The organism is Bradyrhizobium sp. CCBAU 45394 (assembly GCF_028128655.1).
Classification (GTDB): domain Bacteria; phylum Pseudomonadota; class Alphaproteobacteria; order Rhizobiales; family Xanthobacteraceae; genus Bradyrhizobium; species Bradyrhizobium diazoefficiens.
In genome coordinates this window covers 278007-303541 of the sequence record NZ_LBIX01000008.1, presented here as the reverse complement: position 1 = coordinate 303541, position 25535 = coordinate 278007, and the positions used below count along the sequence as shown (strand labels likewise).

Sequence of the window (25535 nt, the reverse complement as noted above, 5' to 3'; positions counted from 1 at the left end):
ATAGTGCTGGCAAGTTATGTATTCGCGTAACCGTGGTGCGATCCCAGCATCTGGTCAGAGATTGCTGGTGGCCTTAATTCCGGGACGATTCGCATTGGTGTGGATCGTGTGTTTCAGTGTGTCCGTAAACCTGCTGCTGCTGGTCGTACCTTTCTATTCCATCGAAGTGTTCGACCGCGTGCTCAGCAGCGGAAGCGTCGAGACGCTTGTCGGCCTGACCGTCATCGCCGTCGGCGCTCTCGCCTTCAGCGCCGCCTTCGACACGTTTCGTAACCGTCTGTTGAGCCGGTTCGCGGTCGGGTTCGAGCACTGCCTCGCTCCGATCATCCTTGAAGGTAGCATCACCGGCGCGGCGCCGGGCGACGGCCGGCAGCACGATCTCGTCAAGCTTCGCGAGTTGAGAAGTTTCCTGTCGAGCGGAACGGTCACATCGCTGATAGATGCTCCATTCCTCCCGGTGTTTATTCTCATCCTGTTCTTCCTGCACCCCTGGTATGGCGTCATAGCCCTGATCGGGGTTGGGGTCCTGCTGGCGATGGGTGTTGCAAGCCACTGGATCGCGCGCGGGGAAATTGCGCAGGCTTCGCAGGCCGCGTTGAAGACGCAGGCGTTGCTCGATGGAATCGTCCGGCACTCCAGCGTGGTGCGGGCGATGGGCTGGACCCGGGGCGCCATCCGCGCGTTCATGAGCCTCAATGACGAAGCCCTGTCTCCGGTGGTGCGGGCCAGCGAACGCATCTACACGATTAGCGCCGCCGCGCGAACGGTCAGGACCATCCTGCAGATTGCCGCGATCGGCTGTGGTGCCTGGCTCGTGCTCCAGAACGAGGTGCTGTCCGGCAGTCTGATCGCGAGCTCGATCCTGATAGCGCGCACATTGCAGCCCATGGAAGGGTTAGTCTCGGCCTGGCGCGCGCTGGTATCTGCGCAGGACGCCTGGACGCAAGTCTGCAACGCCGCGATGCCGGTGCTTGCGCGTCCGCGGAAGACGTTGCTTCCGCCGCCATCCGGCATCCTCCAGGTCGAACGGGTGACATTCCGGATTGGCGGGACGCAGCGTCCCATTCTCGCGGGCATATCCTTTCAATGCCGTCCGTCCGAACTTATCGTCGTGATCGGACCGACCGGTGCTGGAAAATCCACATTGCTGCGCTTGATGGCAGGCCTCGAGCGGCCGACCAGCGGTACGATCCGGTTGGACCACGCAGCACTCCATACCTGGGATCCCGACCAGCTTGGGCAATTCGTCGGCTATCTCCCCCAGGACGTGCAGCTCCTGGATGGAACGGTGGCCGAAGCCATTGCCGGGTTTGATGAATGCGCACGGGACGAGGCCATCGTCGCGGCGGCCATGCTCGCGCAGGCGCATGAGATGATCCTGTCTCTTCCGGCCGGCTACCAGACCGAGATCGGCCGCGACGGCTGCAGGCTATCCGGGGGCCAGCGTCAGCGCCTTGGTCTTGCACGCGCTTTCTTCGGCGATCGCAAATTGATCCTGCTGGATGAGCCCAATGCTAATCTCGACCCGGACGGCGAAGAAGCGTTGTGCTCCGCCATTCAATCGGCCAAAGCGCGCGGCGCAGCGTCGGTGATCGTCACCCACCGGCCGCGGCTGTTGACCATCGCCGATGCCGTGCTGCTGTTGCGGGACGGCAACCAGATCGCCTTCGGACCGCCATATGAGGTTCTTCGTACCCAGCGGCCGGCACCGGTACCGGGTTCGCCAGGGCCCCCTCGCAATGTCGAACCTCAGAGGCTGCCAGGCAGGAGGGTCATTCCATGACGCAGACCGGTCATGCCTCCGCGATGTCCGCGCCTGTTGCCGGCCGGTCGAAGACGTGGCCGACGGAGCAACCGCGATCCGACATGCGACGGATCATCGCCTGGGGTTGTGTATTGCTCGTCCTGCAATTTTGCGGCTTCGGATTGTGGGCAACCACGGTTCCGCTCCGCGGCGCCGTCGTGGCACCGGGATTCATCAAGGTCCATTCAAAGCGCAAGGCGGTGCAACATCTGGAAGGCGGAATCATCAAATCGATCTATGTCCGGGAGAACGATCACGTCGAAGCCGGTCAACTCATTGCACGGCTCGACACCGCGCAGATCGAAGCGACCCTTGGTTCCCTCGAAACGAAGTTCTTTGCCGACCTGGCGATGGAGGCCCGGCTGGCGGCGGAGCAAGACGCCGCCAAGTCAATCCGGTTTCCGGACGAATTGCGGGAAAGTGCGACCCGTCTCTCCGCACGTATCGCCATTCAAACCCAGGAGGCTGAATTTGCCGCGCGACTGGCCGCGATTGAAAACGAGCGCAAGGTGATCGATCAGCAGATGCTCCAAAACGCGGACGCCATCCGCGGCCTGGAGAGCAACACTCAAGGACTTGAACAGCAACTCAAACTTTTGCGAGAAGAGATAGCCGACACGAGCTATCTCCTCGCAAAGGGCCTCGCCCGGAAACCACGTGTGTTGGCGTTGCAACGCGCGGAAGCCGAGGCTGCCGGACAGGTCGATCGCAATGCCGCATCAATTTCGGAGATGCAGGGCAAGATCTCGGAGTTGCAGGACAGACGCCGGCAACTAGGGTTCAACCAAAATCAGGATATCGCCAAGCAGCGGCATGCGACGAGCGAGGAAATCGGTGACCTCAGACATCGAATTGCCGCGTTGCGTGCCCAGCTTGTCCGGTCCGAATTGCGTGCCCCGGAAAGTGGAAGGATCGTCGGCCTCAACAGCAGGGACCTCAATGCCGTGCTTGGACCTCGGGAAACCCTTTTGGAAATCGTTCCGACGCAAGATCGGCTTGTCATCGAGGCGACATTGAAGCCTGCCGATCGGGAAGAGGTCTATGTCGGACAGATGACGCGTGTGCGGGTTCACGCGCTGAACGTTCGTCGCCGGCCGATGCTCGAGGGAAGGGTCGTCGGCGTTGCGGCAGACGCGCTGACCGACACCCGTTCCGGCGAGAGCTCCTATTTGGCCGAGGTTGAGCTGGACCCCAACGCGCCGACAGCCTCCTACATCTCCACATTGATGCCTGGAATGCCTGTCGAGATATTTGTCGAGACGGGGGAACGAACCTTTGCGGAATATCTTTTGCAGCCGATGACGCTACGGATCAACCGTGCGTTCAGGGAGAATTAGGCGCTGGTGAGGGGTGGGCCGGCCTGCGAGGGAGGCGACCGTGCATGAATGCAGTAAGGCACTACCGTCCGCACAGGATGATTTTCGTTCCGGTTGCGTCGAGCGCGCCTCGAAGCAAGGCAATGACGGATGTGGTCTATCAGGGCCGTGTCCGGAGCCGCGCCCGCCACAGATCGCAATGGAATATTTCGCGAAGGCCATGGCGGAATTGCTCGGTTGCCGGAGCTGCTACGTAGCCATGATATCCTCCTCCGGGCTTGAAGAAGTCAGAATCGGAGACGCCCCAACCGACCCGTCATGCACGACGGTGGTTGAGCGAATTGCGCGCACGGGCACCCCTGAGGACGTCGCCTCGCTCGAGCCGATCAATTCCCGGACCTCGTTCGTCCGCAAGTTGATCGGTGCGGAACCCCCGGTAAAGAGTCATTCAGTCATTGGCAGGTTTGCTTCCGATGAGCGAGCCACGGTCGTATTCGTGGCCGGATGGCGACCGGCCGCGCTTGCGGCAGCCGAGATTCCCGGTTTGGCGCATACCGTGCGCCCGTTATGGAAGGCCGCTCATTCACTTGCCCGGCAAACGCCGGAGCATGTCGATGCGCAACTCTGGCTCGAAGAGCTGACCTTTCCCGCCATCGTCGCGGACCAGAGTCTGCACATTTACGCAGTCAATCGTGGTGGACGAGTACTGCTTGCCAAGCGCCAGCTGCTAAGGATGGACGGAGGCAGGCTCGCGGGCTCATGCGGTTCCGTGACCGAGAGCTTGCGGGAGGCAGTCGGGAAGGTGCTGATCGAGAGCGGGACTCATGGATGGTTCAATACCACGGTACCGCTCTCGATGGATCGTCAGCAGTTCGCCTTCGCCAAGATCGGCGCTGTTCCAACGCATGACAAGCTGGGACAGGCCCTCATTGTCGTGCCGCAATTCGACGACGTGCAGGGCGCGCACTGCATTGCATCTGCCTTCGGATTGAACTGGGCCGAGGAAAGAATCGTCACCCGGATTCTTCAATTCCATTGCCCTCGCGATATTGGAGCCGAGCTTCGGCTGACCGAGGCAACGGTGCGAACCTACACCAAGAGGATCATGCTCAAATTAGGGATCAATCGACAGTCGGAATTCTTTCTTCTGTATCATCTCACCCAGTCGCCTTTTGGCGCTGGCAGGCGGGAGAACTCGGTGAGCCGGCCGGCCTTCGACTGTCAATTGGACGAAGAGGGTCCGATGAGATTGCGGAGGGCTGGCAAGCGTTCGCCTGACTGAGTACGGGGGTCTCCGCGATGTCGAGTCGCATGAGCTGCGCAGGTTTGCTCCACCGGGCGTTTGCCGCCCTCGTATTGGTTGGGGCCGGCTTCCATGCCGATGCCCAGAGCATTCAATTGGCGCTTCCTATTGCCTGCGAGCCTGGCCGTACCTGCTACATCCAGAATTACACGGATCTCGATCCGTCTCGGTCGGCGCGAGATTACAAGTGCGGCACGCTGACTTATGACGAACACAACGGCACCGACTTTCGCTTGCCCTCACTGGCAGTGCAAAAGGCCGGCGTGGAAGTGCGCGCAGCGGCAGGCGGCAGCATTCTTCGTATCCGCAATGACGCTCCAGACGGGACTTTTACAAAATTGGGGCGCGAAGCGGTGCGCGAGGCCGAATGCGGCAATGGCGTCGTCATCGAACACCCGGAGCAGTGGGAAACCCAGTACTGCCACCTGGCCGCCGGAAGTGTGTTGGTCAAACTTGGAGACAAGGTCGAACTTGGACAGCCGATCGGCCGTGTAGGTCTCTCCGGCCTCACGGAGTATCCTCACCTGCATTTCACCGTGAGGCACAATGGCGTGGTCGTCGATCCCTTTGCGTATGGCGTTCGTCCCGAGTCTTGCCAAGGCGGTCAATCCCTCTGGCTTACTGCCTTGCGCTCGAAACTCGAGTATCAGGAACGAGCCATCCTCAATGCGGGCTTTACGACGGGTCCGGTCACGATGGAGCTCATCGAGGACGGCAGTGCCGAGAGGCAAATGCCGTCTGCCAGTTCGATGGCGATCGTCGCATTCGTGCGGGCTATCGGGCTCAAGGCAGGCGATGCGCAATGGCTGGTCATCAAGGATCCTCTCGAGAACGTCATTGCGGAAACTCGGTCTGCGCCACTTCAGGCCAACAAGGCGCAATTCATGCTCTTTGCGGGGAAGAAGCGACCTCCTGGGGGGTGGGAACGCGGGTCCTACAAGGCCACTTATGTTGTCGAGCGCGATGGCCAGGTCGTGCTCAGGAAAGACCTGGAGCTCATGCTCTAGCGCTGCGCCTGTGCTCGGGGGGCCTGACTCCACGGGCCTTTTAAGGTCTGATCGGTTGCCGGAACTGGCCCGCTCCCGCTATAGGGCGCGGAGAGGGTGATTTGTTTCAGATGAGATCGCACTGGCGGCCTCCGACGACAGGGGAGACTCGAAACCAACGAAAGTGGTCGCCGATTTGCTTATGATCCGCACCGACGAGAACGGAGCATGCGAACTTGTTAACGTTGAGCTGAAGTCTCAGCGAACCACCGAGACCCACCGTCAAACTCGGGGTTTCTGGCAATTCATGGGGCCAAGCCAAGTGATTCTCTGGCGGGAATTCGTTGACGTTGTGCTGGAAGGCGCCAATCGAACCTGGAAGACCGACAGCGAGAGCAGAGGGATAGTAATTTGGCCTAACGCCGTTAAGCCCTCAAAGTCTACCGCTGAACTCATTGCTCGATACAGGTCGAAAGAGAATATCGAGACGATCTGCTACTCAGGTCCGAATTATAGCCTTGCTCTGGGGTCGTGAGCCTGGCGCGGATCAGCTATTGCGTTAACCAAACAAACAGGTAGCCTTAATCTGGGCAAAATGTCGTCTAGGCTCGATCCCTCGGTGTGGGCATCGCTGTGATCAAGGTCGTCGTACTTGGATTGATTTGTGTTGGGGGCGTCGGAGCTATTGCTGCCGCCACCTCCAAGTCTCCTCCGGTGCCGATGACATCAATCACCTATCCTGCTGTAGCCGGCAATAAGGCTGATCGGCTTTCGCTGGTCAGCATGCAGGACATCCAGCCGAGGGTGGAGCAGGTTGCCCTTGCTTACACAACACCTTCCGAGCCGCCGGTACCACCTCAACCTAAGCCAAGGGAAGTGGCCAAGACGAAGGCTCCAGAATTCATTGCTCGCCACTGGCACGATCCAAATAACACCCGAGCCAGTGCGAAGAAGTTGAAGCCTGAGCCATCGCGAAGCACCTCCCGAAGCGACTCCTCCGCCAAGGTAGCTGCGTCACAAGACTGTCGAACAGATGGCATCGGCTCTCTGATGCGAAGACTTAACTTACAACCGGCCTGCGACCATTGAGGCTCATTGGTCTGCGCCGCCGATAGTTCTAAGAGGTCGTCTATCGTTGATGGCCTAATCCGATTTTGCAGTACCGAATTGGCCGAGTGGCCCTTTGTTTTTGCGCCGTTCATTTTGATCACTGGTGCTTAAGCTGGTCTCTCCAACCTCTGTCCGGTGCACGTGTGATGAACAGCATCCAACCAGCCTTCAGCGAAGGCTCTGCGAGCGAAACTGCGCGGAGAATCGACTCTGTCGCGTGGGCCGCGTTCTTCATTTGGGTAGGCATCGCCATGCTAATGGGGGTGCCGTGGGACTGGTTTCTTGTGGGCGTCGGCGTCCTCACTCTAGCGGCGCAGTTTTTCCACTGGAGCATGGACAATAAGGTTGACCTGTTTTGGATTGCCTGCGGCGTAGCTTTTCTCGCAGGAGGCGTGTGGATGCTTCTGCAGTTTCCCTGGCCGTTGGCACCGATATTGATCATCCTGCTCGGAATAGTGTTGCTCAGCAAAGCCCTTCGCTGAGCCAGAGCGACGATAGATGATCGCATTTCTGCGAAGTGGCGCGCTACGTCGAAGATGTCCGACGACGGCTTGCGCTTCGTACCACCGCAACGAGGCAGCCGCATATCCGCCTATACCGGCGACTTCTTGAGGAGGAGAAGAATGAGGACAAGCGGGCTCTCATCCGAAAGCTCCTAGCCGAAGAAGAAGCCAGAGACGTGCCCGCAACTCCGCGTGGGACACTCACGACAATCCAAAAGCAACAATAACATTCGCGGCTAGATGGGAGTCACCTTTCCCTGTCCGCACAGAACCTCGCCGCGCGGCCCCTCCGGGCGGAGTTTGCTTCTGAGAGGTTGCTTACGTCGGCCGAGACGTACACCGACGCTTTTGACCCCATGCGGAATACCGAGATTGAGCCAGCCGTGCTGTCGGGGACGGCCCCGGCGCGCAGTTACAACTCGAATTTCGGCTCGGCAGAGATGCTGAGCGGCGGCGCGAAACGCCGCCCCATCTTGATTACATGCGTTTGGACGCTACCTCGCTCGCTGTGCTCGCGCGAAAACTTCGGAGGGAAGCTCCCCGAACATTTGCCGGAAATCACCGGCGAAATGGCCCAGATTGCCGAAACCGCATTTGAAAGCGATTTGGGAAACGGAAGTTTTCGGATTCCCTTCCAGGAGCATCTGCCTTGCACGTCGCAAGCGCACGGTTTTTGCAAATCTCATCGGCGAGTACCCGCGGTATTTCTTGAAAGCCGCGTAGAGGCTACGGATGCTGGTGTTCGTCTGTGATGCCAGCTCCTCAATGGTAATAGCGCGAGCCCAATTTGCTTCGACGTATTCTTCAGCCAAGCGGACTACGAGCGGCGCCGGTTCCGTGGCGGAACTCTCCAACAGGTCGGTGAAGTTGTGCCGGTGAGCCGAGAGAAACGAGACGATTAGCGCTTGCTCAAGCTCTTGGAGCATCGACTTGGGCAGCTGCGCTGCCGTTGAATTTAGCTGATTGGCTAGGAACATGATCAGCTCACGCAACAGCTGAGCAGTCGGCGGCTTCGGAGGCGCCGTCGGGTCGAACACCAGCGATCCCCGAGGTTTTGCGCCGAGCAGTGTTGTTAAAGCGTTCTCCAGCGCCCCGGTTTTTATGCGAAGGATCAGCTGCTCGAACCCAGGTTCAAACACAATGGTTGTTGGCTGTCCCGGCGGCGTAATGCCGGGCTGCTGCTCATTCACGGGGATCGTCGCCGTGCTGCCTAAAATGACCCCTGCCTTCCCCTTAAGACCGATTTGTAATCTTGCGAAATCGCCTTCAGGAAACTCGACGACTGTCTTCGCACCATATCCACAAAAGCCAAGCCCGATCTTGGACAATAGTAGGTAATTCGCCACTCCTTCGAAGTCGGCTGGTTTAGCGACCGCAAATCCAGTTGCCCCATACACCGTAAACAGCGCATTCCTCATCGTCTCCGGATCGCGGGTGCGAACGACCGGAGATCGACTGAGCGGGTATTCAAGAAGATCCATGATCCAAATCGACCGGGACCTCGTCACATCATTGTGCCGAGTAGGAAATCGCTACATCGGGAGATGGATGCTGAAACTGATCCAGATCAATACCCAGTCTGGCTCAAAATCTGCAAGGAACACTCAATTTGTGATGACCCAGATTGAGCAATGTCTGCAGGATTTGGCCGTTGAAAATCATTCTTGCTCGCGCACCGCGTACCGTATGAATGAGTGCGTGAGAAGGCGAGGCTCGAATGACGGACTTGGAAAGCTTCATCGTCAGCCAGAACCTAGTTCATTACAAGAAGCTCCTGCGAGAGGAGACGCACCCGGAAAAGCGCAGCATATTGCTCTGGTTGCTCGAGAACGAAATTGGGAAACTACCCCCCTCTGCGAAGCGCGTCGAGATGACTAAGATGTCCGGCTTTCAATGACCTAACTATATTGGTTCGTCGGTGTGGCAGCCCCCCAAACGCTCACCACGTCACACCGAACGAATTGGGCCGTCGAATGTTGGGTTCGACGGCCTTTTTTTAAAGAGCGAGGCGGGCGAGCGAAGTTCAGCAGCAATTCTTGTTTGTAGGTAGTCTCTCTGTGGAGTAGCTGATGGCGCCGACGAAGAGCGAGTGGTCGCACACTTATCCTCGTGCCGTATTGCGAGGTATTCTGGCGAATGCCGCAGAGACGCTGCCCGAAGCAAGGCGAACCCCTTCATTGATGGCATGCCTCGCCGAGAAGATTTTGATCCTGGCCGCTGACGGTCAAAAGAACCCGATCGATCTCCGTCGGGTCGCGATCAAGAGGGTGCAGGACTCTTGTCCTGACTGCCGCGCATGCGACGGGTTGCAATTGACTCAAAACAGGGGTGACTCCTCTGCAAGCTGATAGTCTCGTTCCACCTGTGGCCCGAAGGCGAAGATCGCAACGGCTATCCGCGCGTCGGTTCGCGGCCAAGATCTGTAATTCCCTTTTCCGAAGTAGCGTCTGGCCTCGCGGATGTCCGCTTACTGAGGCATGGGGACTAGACTTGCTCAGGTGAATTCTTCGCGTTGTGACCCGGAACGCACCGGAGGCCGGGCGGGCCGCCTTGTGCTCAATATGGCCGGGCCTCGATGACGTTGATTCTACCCGATGGCACAACGCGCGTCAGCTCGAAGCCAGATTTGGCAAGCAGGTCAGAGAACTCGTCGCGGGTCCGCTCCCGCCCACCGGCAAAGCCAACATGTGGAGGTCCATGAATTTTGTCGCCGGTACTTCGTTCGCAGGCGCGATAATTCGCTCGATGAGAACCAACTTCGCCGTCTCCCGCATCGCACGCCGGCACGCCTTCAAAATGGCGATCGCTTCGTCGTCGTCCCAATCGTGGATTACTACCCGCATGACGTAGGCATCTCCGCCTTCAGGTACCGATTCGAAGAAACTTCCGCTCACCATTCGGCAACGGTCGACGACGCCGTGCGCTTCCAGAACCGCCTCGGCTCCGGCAATGACCCCTGGCTGATCAAACAACGCGCCCTGCATCCTGGGATGAGCGGTCAGAATGGCTGCCAGCATTAAACCGCGTCCGCCACCCACATCCACAACATGATGGAAAGCGGAGAAATCATACGCGCCGATAACGGCTTCAGCGCCGCCGCGCGAAAACTCCGTCATAGCGCGATCGAAGACCGCGCTCTCCTCCGGACGTTCGGCGCGATAATTCCAAATGTCCTTACCGTTGAGACTTTGAAAGGCATTCTCGCCGGTTCGAATGCTGTGCAGCAGATGGCCCCATGTGCTCCAAACGTAGGGACTTCCGACGACTCCGCCCACGCGCCGATCGGTGTCGCGGAGTCAGTGCGCAAACAATCTCCCATTGGTGTCAGCGCAAACCTTCGGTCTTCATCTTCCTCAAGAACGCCCACTGCGGCGAGCGCCCGCAGCAGTCGGTAGAGAGCGCCTGGATGGCTTTGCGTTAAGGGCGCCAACTCCTCTGCCGAACGAGAGCCGCCTTTCAGATGGTCTGCGATACGAAGAGTTGACGCGACATGAATTGCCTGTGTGACCTGGAAGCCGTTGATCAGTCCGAGGAGAGTGAGCCAAGGGTTGGATGTCACGGAAGAACCTCCGTAGGAGAGGAAGCTAAGACGCTAGTTACTGTGCTCGGCGGATGTCCGTTGAACAAGTCTCTCTTATGGCCCTTTTGCGAAGTGGCCGCCGACGCCGGGTCCGTCCGATTAGCGGTGCAGACCGGAAGTGCGCGGGCCGTAGCCAAAACGGCGCTTTTGACCCGTAAGAGACATAGTGCATTGAATTGGCCGGGGCGCTTTGCCTTGCACCCGGCAATGGAAAAGCGAGTGCAGCCCGTGCCACGGCGGCCCCGAATTTTGGGCAAGATAGGGTCTCTCCGGCGATTACCGCTCACATGTCCGCAACAAAGTGCTACGCTCCGCCTTGTCCCAGCGGCGGGGTTAGTCTGGTCGTTCGGAGGGGCTGTGACCGAGCAGCGGGTTCAGAGGCGACTAGCGGCGATCTTGGCCGCCGACGTGGTTGGTTACTCTGCGTTGATGCAACGCGCTGAGGAGGCCACCTACGCCGAGTTCGAGCGGCTCAAGCGAGAATTGATCGAGCCTAGCCTCTCCCGCCACGACGGGCGACTGATCAAGACAACGGGTGATGGCGCGCTCGCCGAATTCGCGAGTCCCTTAGCCGCCGTGAGATGCGCGACTGAGATGCAGGATCATCTCGCCGAGGGGAGCGGTCCATTCAAGCTACGCATCGGGCTCAACCTTGGTGACGTGATCGTTGGGCAGGACGGCGACCTCTATGGCGACGGGATCAACATCGCTGTCCGGCTGGAGGGGATCGCCGATCCGGGCGGCATCCTGATGTCCGAAAAGGTCTATAGCGAAGTCGAAGGCAAGCTGGACGTTGGCTTCGAGGATCGCGGCGAGCAGCAGCTCAAGAACATCGCCAAGCCGGTCCGCGCTTACGCTGTCCGTGCTGGAGCGTCTAGCGCGCTGACCGAGAGACTAAGCGCGGCCCCGCCACTTCCAGCCAAGCCATCCATCGCCATGCTGCCGTTCGAGAACATGAGCGGCGATCCCGAACAGGAATACTTCGCGGACGGAATGGTTGAGGAGATCACCACCGCGCTTTCGCGGTTCAAATGGTTGTTCGTGATCGCCCGCAATTCCAGCTTTACCTACAAGGGCAAGGCGGTGAACGTGAAGCAGGTCGGGCACGAGCTGGGCGTGCGCTATATCCTTGAGGGGTCTGTGCGCAAGGCTGCCGGGAAAGTTCGCATCGCCGGACAGTTGATCGACGCGATTACAGGGGCGCACATCTGGGCGGACAGATTCGAGCGTGATCTGACGGACATTTTCGCTCTCCAAGACGACGTTGCGCTCGCCGTTGTCTCGGCCGTTCAGCCAAAGATGCTTCAAACAGAGATTGCAACGGCTGCGCGGCGGCGACCAGAGAACCTCACTGCCTATGATTTTTTTCTCCGATCCATGCAACAGTATTACCTGACGACCCGCGAAAGTTTGGCCGAGGCGATTAAGCTTGCTCATCGCGCTTTGGAGCTAGACCCGAGGTTCAGCTCTGCAGCGGCTCTGGCAGGTGACTGTCACGCGAGCAACGTCGCTTTAGGCTATGCCAACAATCCCGAGTTCGACGCCAAGGAAGCAATTCGGCTTGCTCGTTTGGCATTGAGCCTCGATGATGGTGATCCGGACACGTTGTCAAGGGTTGCCGTAGTCTCGGCGTGTGTGGTCGGCGATAGTGAAGCCGAAATCGAAATGGCTGACCGGGCGGTCGCGCTCAACCCGAATTCATGGCGCACTTGGAACAATAGAGGCTGGGTCTATACAATGGCGGGGCTGCCCGAAGAGGCTATTCGAAGCTTTGAACGTGCCATTCGCATGAGCCCATTAGACCCGCTGCTGCATATGACGTTTCTGGGCATTGGGCATGCTCTTGTGGGCCTTCGCCGGTTTGACGAGGCGATCATTGTATTGAAGAAAGCCCTTCGTCAGAATCCTTCCTTTATGCCAGCTTGCCGCGGACTGGCGTCTGCCTTCGCCCATCTCGGACGCGACGCTGAGGCGCACGCCGCAGCGGCGCGTGTGCTTGAGATCGATCCAGCCTTTACAATATCGGGGCATATCGCCCGGGTCCCCAAAAGCTCAAAGATGTTTATTGAGGGTCTCCGCAAAGCGGGGTTACCCGAATGAACTGTGCTCGCGCGCGACGACGAGGTGATCAATAGAACCCCCTGTTGCTGCGGTGCATGAGTCAGCAATTGGCCCTTCGCGGACCTGAACAGCGGAGCCGGTGATGTCCGCTCACAGTGGCAAAACAGACCATCCATAGACCCGCCGACTTCCGAGTTTGACCCAAAGGCGACTATGCCTACATGAAACAGATACTCATGATCGCCACCGCGATGAGCGCTACGCCACCGACGACGGCGACGGCAAAACAGATGCGTGCTAAGATCGAGTAAGGGTCGAAGTGAGGTTGTTCGATCACGGCACCCTCGCTTGCTGGGCAGGCGGGAATCCAACCGGCTTTCATCACCAAGCGCCGACCAACCAGCTTGGTAATGTCAATAAATAAGCTCGCCTTAGCCCGGAACCGCGTTCCGCTGATGAATACACTTGCGTTCGCAATCCGTTCGCTGGATCCAAGTTCTTGACGCTATGGGTTGAAGCAGGCCAGCGCCCTGCGAAAGGCGGTGTCCTCATTCCTCATCCGCGAGTGTATGACGCGCAGCAACCCCGCCTCGCTGATCGCGCGGTAGGGCCGCCTGCCTCACGGATTGGGGCTGGAAGGGGCGAGCCAGCCCGATGGGCGAGTTCCAATTTACGCCGGTGAAGTGGAAAAGATGACTGCCCAAAAGGGGCACTCCTTTGGAGCCCAGCGGGGCCGGTCTTAGTGGACTGTGCGCCGCAGCTACGAACCGACGGCCATCGTTCCTTGGCAGAAGTACCGTCCCCGCAATGGGCTCAAGTCAGAAAGTGAACAGCCGACCCCTGGCTGTCTCAACCGCAAAGACACAATGCCGGGCCAGGCTAGACCCGCTTTCTTTGTCTCGGTCTGCGACAAGAGGCATGGTGACTTTTTCGCATTTTAGGAACGAGGCAAGAACGTTGCGTGTTGGTTGAGAAATGGGCGCGCGAGCCTCGCAATGATCAGTGTGTCAAGGAAAAACCTGGAGTTGATAGCGCTGCAGGAGATCCGGAGCTTTTCGGGCGGCGAACTGGTTATCGCGGTCGAAGTTGAATGCGATGAAGATAACCCGAGCACTATGAATTGGCGTTTGAACGTTACTGCGGCCGACGGCGCCGACATTGACCGCATCGATTATGCTGCTCGGACGACAACCGAAAGATTAAAACGTCGATACGCTCTCCAGCGACACTGAATATCAACAGCGAGAGCGTCTGGAGCCAAGGTTTGCACCCAGTACGTAGGAGCAAACGACGCCCAACTTAAGTCAGGATGACATTCGTATTCGTGCCAACGAGCTTGGGCGTGCTGGCGAGCCAAACGGGGACGTGGATGCCTTCTGGTATGAAGCCGAGAAGGAGCTTCTGACGGGACGGTCGCAGCCAGATGAGCTGCCGCCCGGCATGACCGACAATTTACAGGTCTAAGAGCGATCAAGACGCGTGGCGATTACGCCACGCGTCTTCGAGCAACGAGCCGTCAACGTTTAGCGGGCGGGCCGCTCTTGTTTCCCGGCGGACCTTTGATATTCGATGAGTCCTGTTGCTGAGTCGACATGTTCTGACCGACAGTACCTTTTGGAGAGGGGCCGCTTTTGCCACCCGGTGCTCCGGCAATCCCTGTTCCGGAATTTTGAGCGCTAGGTGCTGTTGTCGTGGAATCGGCGCGACCTGAGCTACTGCCCGGGATTTGCGCTGCGGAACCTGGTCTGTCCTGCTCACCGACGTAACCCGACGCGCCGGAGTTCTGAGTTTTGATGCCCTTATCGGCTTCGTTTTGCATGTTTGGCGAGGTCTGTTGAGCCACCACTGGCGTCAAGCCAGCAGCAAGAACGATTGCTGCAAGTGCGATTCGACGCATGCTTTCCTCCTCAGGTTGTTTGCTCAACAACGTGAGAAGGACCCACTGTTTCCTAAGTTCCTGTAATTCTTTGAAGATCGATCGCACCCAAGTTTCACGAGGGCGTCGTTCTGTCCCGGTAGTCTTCGAGTTTCCTGATCGCATTCGCGGCCAGCACGCCGCGACGCGCGAGGTACAGATCAATCACCTTCTGCGCCTTATCGACGCTCCAGCATAGCGCCTCGGCGATCTCCGGCGCCGGCTTCGGCGAGCAGCGTCGCGGCCGTGCCGCGGTTCTCGTGGAAATTAAGGTCCGCCGTTTTGACGTATTCGGCGTTTTTGCCGTTGGCCGCGGTTTCAGCATTGATCGCGTCGACCTTGTCGCAGTCCTTACGCCAGTGCTCGTTGAAATAGCGCTTGGTGTAAGCCCTTCCTGTCGGCGTCAGCATCATCAGCGCGCCGGCCTTCGTTTCTTTAGCTTGTCGAGGTGCGCCTTCAGCTCGGGCGTTGCGGGGATCCGGGACTGGCTGACTGCCGCCATCGAGAGCAGCTGTTGCCCCCATGGGACGCTCACACAATATCTCTCGCCAGTTGGCTTGAAAACATAATCTTGCCGGCCAATGTCGTCATTGCCGCTAAGGTTCTGATCCATGAAGCGATGGCGCTACGCCAGTATCAGCAGCACGGTTATCGCCGTGGGTCTGGTTTGTGCCGGTGCCCTGGTGGTCGGTCAATCGCACGTGCCATCAGACGCCATAGCGTCATCGGTAACACGTGCTCCGGAGCTTATGGAGCGTGCGTGGCACCTGCCCGTGGCAGCCACATTCCAAAGACACGTTGACTGGCAGTCAAATGGCTCTCGCTGCGGACCTGCAGCTGTTGCGAATGCCTACCGGTCGCTTGGCGAGGCGGCACGGACGGAGGGCAAGGTGTTGGCCGGTACATGGAGCTGCTGGACAGGCGTGTGCATCATGGGTCTCACGCTCGACGAGCTGGCCAAAGTCGCCCAGACCAACACGAGCCGGAAAGTCACGGTCTTACGCGATCTCAGCGAGAACCAGTTTCTGGAGCATCTCCGTCGCGCCAACGATCCGGGCCGACGCTACATCGTGAATTTCGATCGCGCTCGAATTTTTGGTGCTGGTAGCGGACATCACTCCCCAATTGGGGGCTATTTCGAAGCCGAGGACCTCGTTTTCGTGCTCGATGTCAATTTCAACTTCCAGCCATGGCTGGTCGAGCGGAAGCGGCTGTTCGACGCTGTAAATACGCTCGACGGCGATAAGAAGCGGGGGCTGCTGTTGATAGAGTAATATCCCACTGCATGTCGCCTATTGGGCCCATCTGCGACCTCGGGGAATGTTCGCTCTTCAGCCACTGTTGGGGGTTGACCGGACATCAGTCGGCCAGCCGCTCATAATGAGTGCATGCTCTAGGATTGCGGGATGCGCCGCCGCGTGGGACGTGGGTCCGGTAAATGCCAGCGGGCCGTTTACCGCGATTTACGCACGCGGTCGCGTCCCACACAGCCCTCACTTGGAAACGCGCGAGTGGCGCACTCTAGCAAACTAAATTCGAAAATCGTCCGGGTGAAATGCGCCGAAAAGGTGCGGTCTCACGTCCCCGCACTTCAAGGGCCCTTTCGGAGAGCCCGCGAAAGCGCTGACACAAATTTCGAGAGTAGCCGGGATGGCGCACCGCTCCGGCGATCCGGCGCGGCCGATGGGGCGTCGCCATCCAAGTCGGTCAGCCGCTCCACCATGCCTTGCAGTCGCAATGGTAGCGGGGTGAGATCGTCCGTGAGGGTGCCGCGAAGTCGCTCACCAATCTCGTTGCAGATCGCCCGGCGATGATCCGGATGATCTAAATTTGGCGGATGGACCACGGGCGCGGTCGAAGGGGTATCTGCCATGGCTGCCACCGTTGGCCTTGACGTGCACCGCCTCCTTGCCATGCACGGATATCCTGCCGCCGCCGTAGTAACGTGCGAGATGCCACCTTGATCCCAGCTTCGCGCTGATACCGCTGCTCCGAGCTTCCGAAGTTTTCAATCGCCAACGGGGTTCGCGTGCTATCCTGCTCTCCCGCGTGGGCTTGGGGAGGCAAGAAGTGTCTACCTACCTGCGATTACAAACCGCCAATTTAAAGCCGGAAATGGTCAGCCGCATCACGGCAGCTTACGAGCAGGCACTCCATACGCTTTGTGTCCAAGACCGCGACGATCCGCTCACGGAAATGGTCGCGAGCAAGATAATCAAGATCGCGCAAACGGAGGTCTTCGCCCCGGCAGAAATTGCGGCTTTGGCGATCAAGGAACTCGAGATGCGTTAGGCATCTTGTGGCTAACGCGCTTGGACCTGAAACATTCCCGACTTCGGCGGGTTGGCTATTGGGCTTCGGGGCTTCGCAATATGCGAGGCACGCTATGACCCCTCTACCACCGGGCGAAGCAATTCTCACTGTCGGCATCATGGGCCTCACTGTCCTAATCGAGGTTGCGCTTTTCGCCTTGATCGGAATGTTCTGAGAGATCCGCGTATGGCGGTTGGCCGGGTGGACGCCTCAATTCCGGCCAAACTTTTTGACCGTCCACGCAACCATGGACCTCGTTCGCGTCAATTGCGGGGCGCGTTATGAACGACGACGAGGAGCTTCAAGATCAGATCATGCGCTACCGCATGATGGAGCGCGACGTCACTAATCCGCTTGCACTGGGCCTGTTGCTCGACATCGTTGCAGAATTGGAGGCGGCTCTGCGAGCGGATCACGAGTAGTCGGTCGCCGCAGCCAGAAATGCGGTGGCCAATCGCTCGCAAGCGGGTCCAGTTACCGTGAAAGGGCGAAGGGCATCTAGCCATTAGCACTGTCATATGTGGAATGGCCACGGCCCCGACGTACCCTCTCATCACCGTCGCCGTTTCTTTTCGCTGTGGAACTCTTTCGGAGCGCCCGCAGCGGAACCAATTTTGAGCGAACACAATTGCCTTGTCGTCAGCGATGGAGGATCGCCATGAGGATAAAATATCTCTCTGCGATTGTGATAGCTGTTCTTGCCGCTGGTGCTGGGCTGGCAATCAATTCCATCGGCTCGCTGCCCACCGAAGGGCGGTCCACGCCTAAGATGCAAGTGGCAGACCGACTAGCTGCCTCGGTCGATCCATTCTTGCTTCGGTCCGGAGGCTAGCAGGGGGCGTTGCAGCCAAGGGTACTTGCATCCAGTGGTAAGTTATTTCGCGCTGTAGTTGGATATTTATTCGCGGAGCAGCGCTCTTAAGTTGTTTGACGAAGTTATGCGGAAACAGAAGGCTGCTATAATCTTTTTTAGGTAATCAGCCCTGTTCCTTTTGCACCGACCTGCAAGCCAGCCAATCGTCCTTTGAGTTTTTGAATTGGCTCGGCCTGTAAATGGTCACATCGGACAGCCATCGCCGGGGCAACGATTATCCGAATCCGTGGTGGAAGTTATCTCTAGCGATACTCAAACGATGGGGGTATCCATGCCCGCCATATTCGACTTGCTCTACCGCGAATATTGCCGCGCCCGCCTCGCCGAAATGCGGAAACAGCTTCTGATCGCGCGTGAAACTCCTCAAGTCCTGCAAGCGGATTATGATCCTGCTGATCAGGGTAGCGTTGGCAGGACAGACACGCGGCACGAAATCAGTCACGGCGCACCAAATTGAAGCGGCAGCGCGACATTAGCCCTCCTCGACGCCGCAATAACTAAGGAGGCGGCGATGGCTCGGGAGGCAAATGTTATACTGGGATGATCGCTTGCGGCGCGAAAGACCGGCTGGTGGTCCGCCACCGTACACCGCCGTGCACAACCATCCCCTGCGCGCGAGCCCTGCGACGTTCTACATGCACGTCGCCGGACATGGCGACCCCGTCAAGCGCTACGTTCCCACGGCATCGATGTGACCGCGCTTCATAGCCGCATGCTGGACAAGCAGCCACGGCTTTCTTCCTGCACTTCTGGGCGAATATGATGCGGTCAAGCTCGCAGAAGGCTTGCGCGGCACTCGATAAGACGGCCAGCAACGAAGAGTTGAGGCAGAGGTCGCAAGACCGAGGCCGAGTTCCGAGCTTCAGAACAACTACGGCGGCGCGGCGAAGCGGCTCAACGCGATCAGCGCGCATCTCGCAATCCCTTGCTTAACGCTGCGACCCTGCGATGTCTGCCCGCTCCAGTGGTCCTGCCGCAATGAAGGCCACGTATGTACGTTTCTCACCACTTCAACGTGCGACTTCCTGAACCGCAACTGCACCGTATTATTCCAGAGATTCCTGCACATAGGACGCATTACCACTGCGGCATGGGAAGACCGTACCCGCGCGGCGACCGTTCACTATCGCTGCCGTTTGCTGGTCTCCCATCACCAATCCGCGTCGAGAACGCAAGCCGCGAACGCCTCCCAAAATAGCCCGCCGCAGCGGGTCATGTTGCCGTAGGCTTCGCCGGCCGCGATCTCGTCAGCCACGTGGGCGAAGTCGGTGAGGAGGAGGATAGCAATTCAAGTTTGCCGGGGCTGCACACGCGCGTGTAACGACGTGCGGTCTTCACGAAGCATCCGCGATCCTCGTTGTTGAGCATGATGATGCCCTTCCTGAACGACGAGCAGGGGTCATGGCGTCGACGGCTTCGAGGAAGATGGATCCGGACGAAGCAGGCAATCCACTGTTCGCGGAGGGCGATCGCAGGCGCCGGTACCTGCTGCAGCCCTATTTGATCTGTCTGCTGATGAGCAAAGGCATTCCGATGCTCTGGCAAGGCGAGGAGTTTGCGGAGAACTATTTTTTGCCCGATTTCGGAATGGGCCGGGTATCGCTGCTGCGGCCCATGCGTTGGGACTTTTTCTACGATGAGTCAGGCCGGCCGATCGTGAGCCTGGTGCGCAGGTTGCTGCGCATTCGGCGGCAGAGAGACCACATTCGTCAAGGCACATACTTCTTCTTCAATGATTGGGATCGGTATCAGCAGTTCGGCATCCTGCTGTTCGCGCGTCACGACGGCGCCCAGTACACCTTGATCGCCACTAATTTCGGCGACACCGACCGGACCGTTCCGTTCTGGTTTCCTAAGGCCGGCAACTACGTCGAAGAGCTGCATGGGGTCGCTCTAGATCTGAAGAATGTTCCTGCGCTGCAGCAGGTCTGGCTGGACATTCCCTCGCACTACGGACGAGTTTGGACGCTGACGTAAGCTCCATCCACGCACGTTTTTCGTCGTCGAGTAAGACTGGCACAACGCCGCTCCGGAGGGACCTGGCGAGGCCGCGGCGGCAGTTGTCGGAGCTTCTCGTTACATGCCGGACGCGATGCCAACTTCGACGATTCGGGGGCGTTTCTCTAACCTGTGAGGCGGCCTCGGCCGATGGCTAAGTTCTGCAGGATCCTGGATACGACGATTATCGTTCCTCCGAACTTGAGGCTCCAGGGTGCCGCCGCGGCATTCCGCTGCCTCGCAGGAACCTTGGACCTGGGCCGCGCTTGCAGGCAAAGCGTTGCGGCCGAGGTCATCCGATCGATCGTTCAGCCGGGAACGGAACCTGGGATTCCCGAATCGCGTTTACGCGGCCGCCGCTCGCCCCGCGTCAGTGATCCGGTATTCGATATCGCCGGATGGAAGCGGTTCGGTTTCCACGAGACCGAGCTCCACCAGCCGGGCCACGATCTCATGGTCGAACATCGGCGGGCTGACCCAGGATTCGCCGAGCAGCTTCCTCAGAAATTCGCGCTCCAGCTCGGTCAGTTCCATGCTCGAACTCCGCTCATCCAAAACTAGGGCCACCGAGGCTTTCAGCCAGGAACGGCGCCATCGTCCTCCCGTTGACTCCAGAAGACAACATTCGGGAGGTCAATATGGCCATGGAAGATCGTGAGACCTTCAGCCTGATCGGAAGCGACAACGTCGAGGGTACGAATGTCTACGGGGCCGACGGCGAAAAGGTCGGCTACATCGAGCGCGTCATGATCGACAAGGTCAGCGGCAAGGTATCGCACGCGGTGCTGAGCTTCGACGGCCTGCTCCGCATCGGCGACGTTCACTATCCGCTGCCTTGGCAGGCGCTGAAGTACGACACCAATCTCTGCGGCTACGTCACCGGCATTACCCAGGACCATCTCCGCAGCGCCCCCAAATACGCCGACGAGAGCAGTTGGAATTGGAGCGATCCCGCGCCGCGCGCTCCGTGAATGCCTACTACGGTGTTCCGGTGGCTTGAGCGGCGGGCCACTCGCGGCCGAACGCACCCGCCGTGACGGGACAGGATCGGCCCCGGTCGCAAAGGAGACTTGAAAAGTGAGCAATGCCCTTCGTGTTCTCGTGGTCGAGGATGAAGCTCTGATCTGCAGCTTCATCGAGGACGCCTTGTCGGACGGCGGCTTCGAGGCCTGCTCGGTCCATTCGGGAGAGGCGGCGATGTCCACCTTTCGGGACGGCCGGGAGCAGTGTCGGGCGCTGCTGACGGACGTCAACCTGGGTGACGGCATCAGCGGATGGGAGCTGGCGCGGCAAATCAGGGAAATCACGCCTGGGTTTCCTGTGGTCTACATGACGAGCGCCAGCGCGCCAGACTGGAAATCGCAGGGCGTCGATGGCAGCCTCCTGATTGAGAAGCCCTTTGCGCCGGCGCAATTGGCTGCCGCCGTCTCGCAGCTACTGGATACCCGGGCCTAGCCGGGTCGAACCGGGATCGTTGTGAAACTCCGATCCTTCGATCAAGCCCGCAATGGTCGCCGGCGGATCCGCGTAGTGGCGATGCCTTGGCCGTGCATGCTCAACCGGCGCATAGCGAAGAACACGCTCTAGCGGATTGGTGCGCATCGCTTGGTCGTGATGGACATGGAGGACAGCGAATTGCCTAAAGCAGCCATTTTCGATCTCGACGGCACGCTTCTGGACTCGGTAGATCTCCACGCGCTCGCCTGGCAGGAAGCGATGGTGGAATTTGGTCACGACGTCACCTTCGAGCAGGTGCGCAGCCAGATCGGGAAGGGCGGGGATAAGCTCATCCCGGTTTTTCTGTCCGATGAACAGCAGCGAGAACACGGCAAGCATTTGGAGGAGTGGCGCGGCAACCGCTTCAAGTCGACTTATCTACCGCTCATCCGTCCCTTCTCGGCGGTCTCACAACTCCTGCAGCGCGTCCGCGAGGCCGGTCTCCGCATCGCTGTAGCATCCTCGGCGAAGGAGGACGAACTCAAGAAGTACCTCGACATCGCTGCCATCTCCGATCTGGTAGACGTCGCTACGTCCTCCGAAGACGTCGATGAATCCAAACCGGCCCCGGACATCTTCGAAGTCGTGCTGAAGAAGCTTGGCATCAAGGGGTCTGAAGCGGTCGCGATCGGCGACACGCCCTACGATGCTATCGCGGCCCGCAAGGCGGGCGTCTCGGCCATCGGCGTCCTCTGCGGCGGATTCACCGAAAACTCGCTGCGGGAAGCTGGGTGCGTCGAAGTGTACCCCGGTCCAGGCACCCTTTACGCTCGGTTCGGCGATACAGCGCTCACAAAATAGGACCGCGACCGGCGCTCTACGGCTATTCCTGCGGCGGTTGCCCATTGGAGGCGGATACGCCCCCGTCCACCGCTAGGCGCCGGTCATGAAGCTCGCGTCTTCGCTTGCCAGGAACGCAATCACGGCGGCAACTTCCTCTGGTTCGCAGACGCGGCCCAACGGAATCCGCTCGGCGAACTTCGCGAGCAGTTCCTTGTCGTCCATCATGTCTTCCGTAATGCCCGTACGCGTCAGGCTAGGACAGACCGCGTTCACGCGGATGCCCTTCTTGCCGAGGTCCAGGGCAAGGGCGCGCGTCAGATTGACGACGGCGCCCTTCGCCGCGTTGTAGGGGCTCATGCCCCAATCGCCATCGGTCCCGGAGACTGACACCCTGTTCACGATCGAGCCCCTGGTCTTTTCAAGGTGGGCAGTGCCGCGCGGCAGCCATAGAACACGCCGTCGACGTCAGTCGACATTACCGTCCGCCATTTCTTGTCGGTGATGGAAGCGGGGGCGCCCCCTTCATGGACGCCCGCGTTGTTTACGACAACGTCCAGCCGTCCGAAGCGGTCGACAACCGCCGCGACCATTTCGTCGATGGCGCTCGAGTCCGACACGTCGGTGGCTTGGACCATCACCTGGTCGGCGGGCAGACTCTTGGCGACTTCTTCCAGTAAGGCTCTATTGCGGTCGACGAGGGCTGCCTTCGTGGCCTCTGTAACGAAGCGGCGAGCTGTCGCTTCTCCGATGCCGGAAGCTGCTCCTGTGACGATGACGACTTTGCCATTGAACCTGCCAGCGATGCGAGGCGCTCCTGCTGCTTCTAACCCCTGATAACCGTCGTCTCGGCGGTCGAATCCTAACTCTCGACCGAGCTATCTCTTCAGGAACGATGTTGAGACGATCGATTGTTGGACAAAACCCCGAAACGAAGGATTGGACCCATGGATCTGACCGGCAAAAGGATCGCCATTCTCGCCACGAACGGCTTCGAGCGGGCCGAGTTGGAAGTATCGCAGGATCGCTTGAAGAAGGCTGGCGCAACGGTCGATGTCGTCTCGCTCGCCGCCGGCGAGATCAAAGGCTGGGACAAGAAGGATTGGGGGCGGCCGGTGAAGGTCGACAAGGCGCTCGAGGAGGCATCGGCCCCCGACTACGACGCGATTGTGTTGCCCGGCGGGCAGATCAATCCGGATCTTCTGCGAGTCGAGCCCAAGGCGCTTTTCATCAAGGATATCTTCGATGCCAAGAAGGTCGTCGCGGGCATCTTCTCGAAGGAAAGGTTCGACCGACGCTCGAGTTGGTCGTCGCGGACACGCCAGCTCATCTCAGGCGGAGGAAGAAGCCAGATATAGGCATAGCGCTGATCGATATCGGGACATGAAAGACGTGACGAGTTTGTCGGCGTCAGATTAGGCCATTCCAGGATGGGCTCTGACGTCGCCCGCGAAACGGTTAGTCGTCGTGGTCAATGTCTCTCGGAGAGGTCGGAAGATCCAGCGTGCCGCCTTCACCATGCTCGTGATCGCGGTTCGCACCTCCGTCTTGTCCGCGTCCTTGATGATGGACCCGCGCATCTCGCGCAGTGTCGTTGCGGGGCTCGGGAAGGTGACAGCGACATAAGGGACTCCATGGTTGTTCGATGATGAGGATGGGTGTTTGACGATGAGGTCACCTTGAACATGAAACTTGGGTTGAGCCGTCCAGCGTGAGGTCGCTGGCTGGCCTATCGCCCTGCCGGAGATTTTTGAGAACAGGCGATAAGCTTCGACGACTATTCGGTAGAGCGCCGCGGATTTGGAGCGCGTCCTAGCCAATATCGAAGTCCCGATCGCGTCGCGCCAGGTTTCGTTCCTTCGGTACCTCTCGCGCGTAACTTTTTCGGCCACGCGATCCAACGCGCGGTTTGGATAGTGATAGCTGAGGACGCCATAGATCAGCGCCGTGAGGAGTACAAACGCTCCAAGGAAAAGACGGCTTCGAGACCCGTCTTCCCTTTCGATGACTTTACGCAGCACGTCGTTTTCTGGTCTTGGCCGCCTTTTTGGCGGACCTCGAACGCTCCGATGCCGGCCGCTTGGCCGACGCCGCGCCGCCCAATCTGCCACCTTTGCGGGACGGCGAATGGTCTTCCTCAGTGCCTCGACCCGAGCCGCTCTTCTTCCCGCCGTGGGTCTCCTTGTTTACGGTCGCCCAGGCGCGCCGCTCGGCTTCCTTCTCCGGGACGCCACCGTGTTCATAGCCTTCCTCGATATGCTCGGCCTGTCGCTTCTGCTTGTCGGTGTAACTTGACTTGTCGCCACGAGGCATGACGCTCCTCCCGTCGTTTGGAAATATTCGGTTCAAGATCGGAAAAGCCTGTAGGTTCCATCGGGGTGCGGATACAACGGCCGCCATCGGGGTGCTGGCCGCGATAATGCGGAATGGCTGTCAACATGATTGAGTCGCTATGGTATACGGGGGCATGCGTATTAGCCGCACAGATTTCGCGGATTTTGCCAATTTCGTTGCGTTTCGCCGCGCTCGCGAAGCATCGCAGCTTTCGCCGACCCAATGAACAGCGAACCCGGCAAGGCCGGGCGCGACCGGCATGCCTGCGCATATTGCGATGGAATCAATCCGCTCCAGGATCCCGTGCGCAGATGGACAGAAAGCTCGCTGAGGCCGTCCGATGGCTCGAGCACTCTAGAAGCGGGACCCGGAGGGCTTAGGCGCCGGGCCCCACAACCGTAAGAGCACGTGAGTGCTAACGCCACTCGGTACAACTCCAAGTCTGGCCTTGCTTCGCCTTGACCCATTTCAACTTCGCGTGCGGCACCAGCCGGAAGCGCGCTCGCGACAAAGGGCCTCGACCGCCGGCAAGGCTAGAAGCCGGAATAGTAGTCGTTCACCGCTCTCGCTCGCGTTGGGTCGTCCCAATTCCAGTCGTTATCGTTGCCGTAGTGCGGCGCTCCTTGCAGCCTGTCGGCGCTGAGATTGGTCCGATACCCGCCAAGGTTCGTGTCGTACTTCAGTGACTGCCATGGCAGCGGGTAGTGGTCGTCGCCGATGCCTAAGAACCCGCCGAAGCCGAGAACCGCATACGACACCTGCCCGCTCACCTTGTCGATCATCACGCGCTCGATCGACCCAATCTTCTGGTCACCCGCGCCGTATACCGCCGTGCCTTCGACCTTGTCGCTGCCGATCAGCGTTCCCGTTTCACGTCTTTCCGTTTCCATCGTCGTCCTCCTCCTGAAAAGATTGATGCAAGACAAGTGAGATCGGCAGGTGCTCGTTCCTGCGATTTCTCAGCGCGTGTGGCCGCCGACCTGTTCGCCGCACCGGCGGGAGCACCGCGCTGGCGCGCCGGAATTCACGATATTCGAAGCTGAAACCATCGCGTCCCTGCGCGCGGTCCTCTCCGGCGCGCCGTAAGTCGTCAATCCTACGGTCCCGGCAGAAATTGCAGCACAACGACGCACGCCCCCGCGAGGAGGCACGAAATGGCTT

Annotated in this window: 26 protein-coding genes and 5 pseudogenes; 21 read left to right on the top strand and 10 right to left on the bottom strand. The window is 59.3% G+C overall.

The window, feature by feature from the left end:
- Positions 1-97: 97 nt before the first annotated feature.
- From WN73_RS05790 to WN73_RS05765, 6 genes are all read left to right on the top strand, one after another.
- The gene (locus tag WN73_RS05790) at positions 98-1783 is read left to right on the top strand and encodes a type I secretion system permease/ATPase (RefSeq protein ID WP_039185318.1); all 1686 of its coding nucleotides are present in this window, start codon (positions 98-100) and stop codon (positions 1781-1783) included.
- Positions 1780-3141: an HlyD family type I secretion periplasmic adaptor subunit gene (locus WN73_RS05785; RefSeq protein ID WP_011090398.1), complete on the top strand. Its 1362-nt coding sequence runs from the start codon at positions 1780-1782 to the stop codon at positions 3139-3141. Before WN73_RS05790 ends, WN73_RS05785 begins: the two co-directional genes overlap by 4 nt.
- A gap of 178 nt (positions 3142-3319) precedes the next feature.
- Positions 3320-4402, top strand: a complete 1083-nt coding sequence (locus WN73_RS05780) for a helix-turn-helix transcriptional regulator (protein ID WP_162185852.1) — start codon at positions 3320-3322, stop codon at positions 4400-4402.
- 17 nt (positions 4403-4419) lie between these two features.
- Complete coding sequence (locus tag WN73_RS05775; protein ID WP_231166528.1) at positions 4420-5430, top strand: M23 family metallopeptidase; 1011 nt, start codon at positions 4420-4422, stop codon at positions 5428-5430.
- 612 nt (positions 5431-6042) lie between these two features.
- Positions 6043-6498 (top strand): hypothetical protein, encoded by a 456-nt coding sequence (locus WN73_RS05770; protein WP_162185851.1) that lies wholly within the window; start codon positions 6043-6045, stop codon positions 6496-6498.
- 167 nt (positions 6499-6665) lie between these two features.
- Positions 6666-7001 (top strand): hypothetical protein, encoded by a 336-nt coding sequence (locus tag WN73_RS05765; RefSeq protein WP_028175781.1) that lies wholly within the window; start codon positions 6666-6668, stop codon positions 6999-7001.
- 515 nt (positions 7002-7516) lie between these two features.
- Here the strand turns inward: WN73_RS05765 and WN73_RS05760 are convergent.
- The gene (locus tag WN73_RS05760) at positions 7517-8503 is read right to left on the bottom strand and encodes an AraC family transcriptional regulator (protein WP_039185315.1); all 987 of its coding nucleotides are present in this window, start codon (positions 8501-8503) and stop codon (positions 7517-7519) included.
- 236 nt (positions 8504-8739) lie between these two features.
- Here WN73_RS05760 and WN73_RS05755 point away from each other — a divergent pair, with 236 nt between their 5' ends.
- Together WN73_RS05755 and WN73_RS05750 are read left to right on the top strand one after the other, a co-directional pair.
- Positions 8740-8919: a hypothetical protein gene (locus WN73_RS05755; protein ID WP_028175779.1), complete on the top strand. Its 180-nt coding sequence runs from the start codon at positions 8740-8742 to the stop codon at positions 8917-8919.
- Positions 8920-9091: 172 nt separating this feature from the next.
- Entirely contained in the window at positions 9092-9370 is a 279-nt protein-coding gene (locus tag WN73_RS05750) for a hypothetical protein (protein WP_131234240.1), read from the top strand.
- Positions 9371-9631: 261 nt separating this feature from the next.
- Here the strand turns inward: WN73_RS05750 and WN73_RS05745 are convergent, their stop codons facing one another.
- A complete protein-coding gene (locus WN73_RS05745; RefSeq protein WP_231166527.1) occupies positions 9632-10297 on the bottom strand; it encodes a methyltransferase in 666 nt (221 codons plus the stop codon).
- A gap of 86 nt (positions 10298-10383) precedes the next feature.
- A pseudogene (locus WN73_RS05740) lies at positions 10384-10581 on the bottom strand (methyltransferase family protein); the annotation flags it as partial.
- A 378-nt stretch (positions 10582-10959) separates the two neighbouring features.
- Here WN73_RS05740 and WN73_RS05735 point away from each other — a divergent pair.
- Both WN73_RS05735 and WN73_RS05730 read left to right on the top strand, forming a co-directional pair.
- Complete coding sequence (locus tag WN73_RS05735; RefSeq protein WP_028175778.1) at positions 10960-12702, top strand: adenylate/guanylate cyclase domain-containing protein; 1743 nt, start codon at positions 10960-10962, stop codon at positions 12700-12702.
- Between the two features lie 956 nt (positions 12703-13658).
- Positions 13659-13895, top strand: a complete 237-nt coding sequence (locus WN73_RS05730; RefSeq protein ID WP_049832599.1) for a hypothetical protein — start codon at positions 13659-13661, stop codon at positions 13893-13895.
- A gap of 284 nt (positions 13896-14179) precedes the next feature.
- Here the strand turns inward: WN73_RS05730 and WN73_RS44490 are convergent, their stop codons facing one another.
- Positions 14180-14647 carry a hypothetical protein gene (locus tag WN73_RS44490; protein ID WP_249793285.1) on the bottom strand — a complete coding sequence of 156 codons (468 nt, stop codon included), beginning with the start codon at positions 14645-14647 and terminating at the stop codon, positions 14180-14182.
- Between the two features lie 110 nt (positions 14648-14757).
- Entirely contained in the window at positions 14758-15102 is a 345-nt protein-coding gene (locus tag WN73_RS05715) for a hypothetical protein (protein WP_231166526.1), read from the bottom strand.
- A gap of 87 nt (positions 15103-15189) precedes the next feature.
- Between WN73_RS05715 and WN73_RS05710 the strand changes: the two genes are divergently transcribed.
- The 7 genes and pseudogenes from WN73_RS05710 to WN73_RS05680 all read left to right on the top strand — a co-directional run bounded on the left by WN73_RS05710 (position 15190) and on the right by WN73_RS05680 (position 19742).
- Positions 15190-15852, top strand: coding sequence for a phytochelatin synthase family protein (locus WN73_RS05710; protein WP_011090390.1), 663 nt, complete (start codon positions 15190-15192; stop codon positions 15850-15852).
- 796 nt (positions 15853-16648) lie between these two features.
- The gene (locus WN73_RS05705; protein ID WP_028175774.1) at positions 16649-16870 is read left to right on the top strand and encodes a hypothetical protein; all 222 of its coding nucleotides are present in this window, start codon (positions 16649-16651) and stop codon (positions 16868-16870) included.
- A 302-nt stretch (positions 16871-17172) separates the two neighbouring features.
- Positions 17173-17313, top strand: a complete 141-nt coding sequence (locus tag WN73_RS05700) for a hypothetical protein (RefSeq protein ID WP_166466004.1) — start codon at positions 17173-17175, stop codon at positions 17311-17313.
- A gap of 723 nt (positions 17314-18036) precedes the next feature.
- Complete coding sequence (locus WN73_RS05695; RefSeq protein WP_231166525.1) at positions 18037-18222, top strand: hypothetical protein; 186 nt, start codon at positions 18037-18039, stop codon at positions 18220-18222.
- Between the two features lie 70 nt (positions 18223-18292).
- Positions 18293-18460 (top strand): DUF1259 domain-containing protein, encoded by a 168-nt coding sequence (locus tag WN73_RS05690; RefSeq protein ID WP_236845275.1) that lies wholly within the window; start codon positions 18293-18295, stop codon positions 18458-18460.
- Positions 18433-18584: pseudogene (locus WN73_RS05685) on the top strand (DUF1259 domain-containing protein); the annotation flags it as partial. The gene WN73_RS05690 and the pseudogene WN73_RS05685, both read left to right, overlap by 28 nt.
- 582 nt (positions 18585-19166) lie before the next feature.
- Complete coding sequence (locus tag WN73_RS05680; RefSeq protein ID WP_028175772.1) at positions 19167-19742, top strand: hypothetical protein; 576 nt, start codon at positions 19167-19169, stop codon at positions 19740-19742.
- A gap of 366 nt (positions 19743-20108) precedes the next feature.
- Here the strand turns inward: WN73_RS05680 and WN73_RS05675 are convergent, their stop codons facing one another.
- Positions 20109-20297 carry a hypothetical protein gene (locus WN73_RS05675; protein ID WP_039184865.1) on the bottom strand — a complete coding sequence of 63 codons (189 nt, stop codon included), beginning with the start codon at positions 20295-20297 and terminating at the stop codon, positions 20109-20111.
- Between the two features lie 104 nt (positions 20298-20401).
- Between WN73_RS05675 and WN73_RS05670 the strand changes: the two are divergent.
- The 3 genes and pseudogenes from WN73_RS05670 to WN73_RS05660 all read left to right on the top strand — a co-directional run bounded on the left by WN73_RS05670 (position 20402) and on the right by WN73_RS05660 (position 22061).
- A pseudogene (locus WN73_RS05670) lies at positions 20402-20763 on the top strand (PRC-barrel domain-containing protein).
- 77 nt (positions 20764-20840) lie between these two features.
- On the top strand, positions 20841-21218 hold the full coding sequence (locus WN73_RS05665; protein WP_011090385.1) for a response regulator: 378 nt from the start codon (positions 20841-20843) through the stop codon (positions 21216-21218).
- Positions 21219-21383: 165 nt separating this feature from the next.
- The gene (locus WN73_RS05660) at positions 21384-22061 is read left to right on the top strand and encodes an HAD family hydrolase (RefSeq protein WP_038967335.1); all 678 of its coding nucleotides are present in this window, start codon (positions 21384-21386) and stop codon (positions 22059-22061) included.
- Positions 22062-22133: 72 nt separating this feature from the next.
- On the opposite strand, the pseudogene WN73_RS05655 reads toward WN73_RS05660, so the two are convergent.
- Positions 22134-22792: pseudogene (locus WN73_RS05655) on the bottom strand (SDR family NAD(P)-dependent oxidoreductase).
- A 195-nt stretch (positions 22793-22987) separates the two neighbouring features.
- On the opposite strand from WN73_RS05655, the pseudogene WN73_RS05650 reads away from it, so the two are divergent.
- Positions 22988-23311 (top strand): annotated as a pseudogene (locus tag WN73_RS05650) (DJ-1/PfpI family protein); the annotation flags it as partial.
- 144 nt (positions 23312-23455) lie between these two features.
- Here the strand turns inward: WN73_RS05650 and WN73_RS05645 are convergent.
- The 3 genes from WN73_RS05645 to WN73_RS05635 form a co-directional block, all read right to left on the bottom strand.
- Positions 23456-24061 carry a hypothetical protein gene (locus tag WN73_RS05645; RefSeq protein WP_011090380.1) on the bottom strand — a complete coding sequence of 202 codons (606 nt, stop codon included), beginning with the start codon at positions 24059-24061 and terminating at the stop codon, positions 23456-23458.
- Positions 24051-24353, bottom strand: coding sequence for a hypothetical protein (locus WN73_RS05640; RefSeq protein WP_053815165.1), 303 nt, complete (start codon positions 24351-24353; stop codon positions 24051-24053). Before WN73_RS05640 ends, WN73_RS05645 begins: the two co-directional genes overlap by 11 nt.
- Before the next feature lie 554 nt (positions 24354-24907).
- The gene (locus tag WN73_RS05635; protein WP_011090378.1) at positions 24908-25264 is read right to left on the bottom strand and encodes a PRC-barrel domain-containing protein; all 357 of its coding nucleotides are present in this window, start codon (positions 25262-25264) and stop codon (positions 24908-24910) included.
- Between the last annotated feature and the right edge of the window lie 271 nt (positions 25265-25535).

Excerpts from the sequence above, each read along its gene's own strand:
- WN73_RS05785 (WP_011090398.1), top strand. The coding sequence starts at position 1,780 with ATGACGCAGACCGGTCATGCCTCCGCGATGTCCGCGCCTGTTGCCGGC.
- WN73_RS05780 (WP_162185852.1), top strand. The coding sequence starts at position 3,320 with ATGGAATATTTCGCGAAGGCCATGGCGGAATTGCTCGGTTGCCGGAGC.
- WN73_RS05775 (WP_231166528.1), top strand. The coding sequence starts at position 4,420 with ATGTCGAGTCGCATGAGCTGCGCAGGTTTGCTCCACCGGGCGTTTGCC.
- WN73_RS05765 (WP_028175781.1), top strand. The coding sequence starts at position 6,666 with ATGAACAGCATCCAACCAGCCTTCAGCGAAGGCTCTGCGAGCGAAACT.
- WN73_RS05760 (WP_039185315.1), bottom strand. The coding sequence starts at position 8,503 with ATGGATCTTCTTGAATACCCGCTCAGTCGATCTCCGGTCGTTCGCACC.
- WN73_RS05755 (WP_028175779.1), top strand. The coding sequence starts at position 8,740 with ATGACGGACTTGGAAAGCTTCATCGTCAGCCAGAACCTAGTTCATTAC.
- WN73_RS05750 (WP_131234240.1), top strand. The coding sequence starts at position 9,092 with ATGGCGCCGACGAAGAGCGAGTGGTCGCACACTTATCCTCGTGCCGTA.
- WN73_RS05730 (WP_049832599.1), top strand. The coding sequence starts at position 13,659 with ATGATCAGTGTGTCAAGGAAAAACCTGGAGTTGATAGCGCTGCAGGAG.
- WN73_RS05715 (WP_231166526.1), bottom strand. The coding sequence starts at position 15,102 with ATGGGGGCAACAGCTGCTCTCGATGGCGGCAGTCAGCCAGTCCCGGAT.
- WN73_RS05710 (WP_011090390.1), top strand. The coding sequence starts at position 15,190 with ATGAAGCGATGGCGCTACGCCAGTATCAGCAGCACGGTTATCGCCGTG.
- WN73_RS05700 (WP_166466004.1), top strand. The coding sequence starts at position 17,173 with ATGAACGACGACGAGGAGCTTCAAGATCAGATCATGCGCTACCGCATG.
- WN73_RS05695 (WP_231166525.1), top strand. The coding sequence starts at position 18,037 with ATGCCCGCCATATTCGACTTGCTCTACCGCGAATATTGCCGCGCCCGC.
- WN73_RS05690 (WP_236845275.1), top strand. The coding sequence starts at position 18,293 with ATGTTATACTGGGATGATCGCTTGCGGCGCGAAAGACCGGCTGGTGGT.
- WN73_RS05680 (WP_028175772.1), top strand. The coding sequence starts at position 19,167 with ATGGCGTCGACGGCTTCGAGGAAGATGGATCCGGACGAAGCAGGCAAT.
- WN73_RS05675 (WP_039184865.1), bottom strand. The coding sequence starts at position 20,297 with ATGGAACTGACCGAGCTGGAGCGCGAATTTCTGAGGAAGCTGCTCGGC.
- WN73_RS05660 (WP_038967335.1), top strand. The coding sequence starts at position 21,384 with ATGGAGGACAGCGAATTGCCTAAAGCAGCCATTTTCGATCTCGACGGC.
- WN73_RS05640 (WP_053815165.1), bottom strand. The coding sequence starts at position 24,353 with ATGCCTCGTGGCGACAAGTCAAGTTACACCGACAAGCAGAAGCGACAG.
- WN73_RS05635 (WP_011090378.1), bottom strand. The coding sequence starts at position 25,264 with ATGGAAACGGAAAGACGTGAAACGGGAACGCTGATCGGCAGCGACAAG.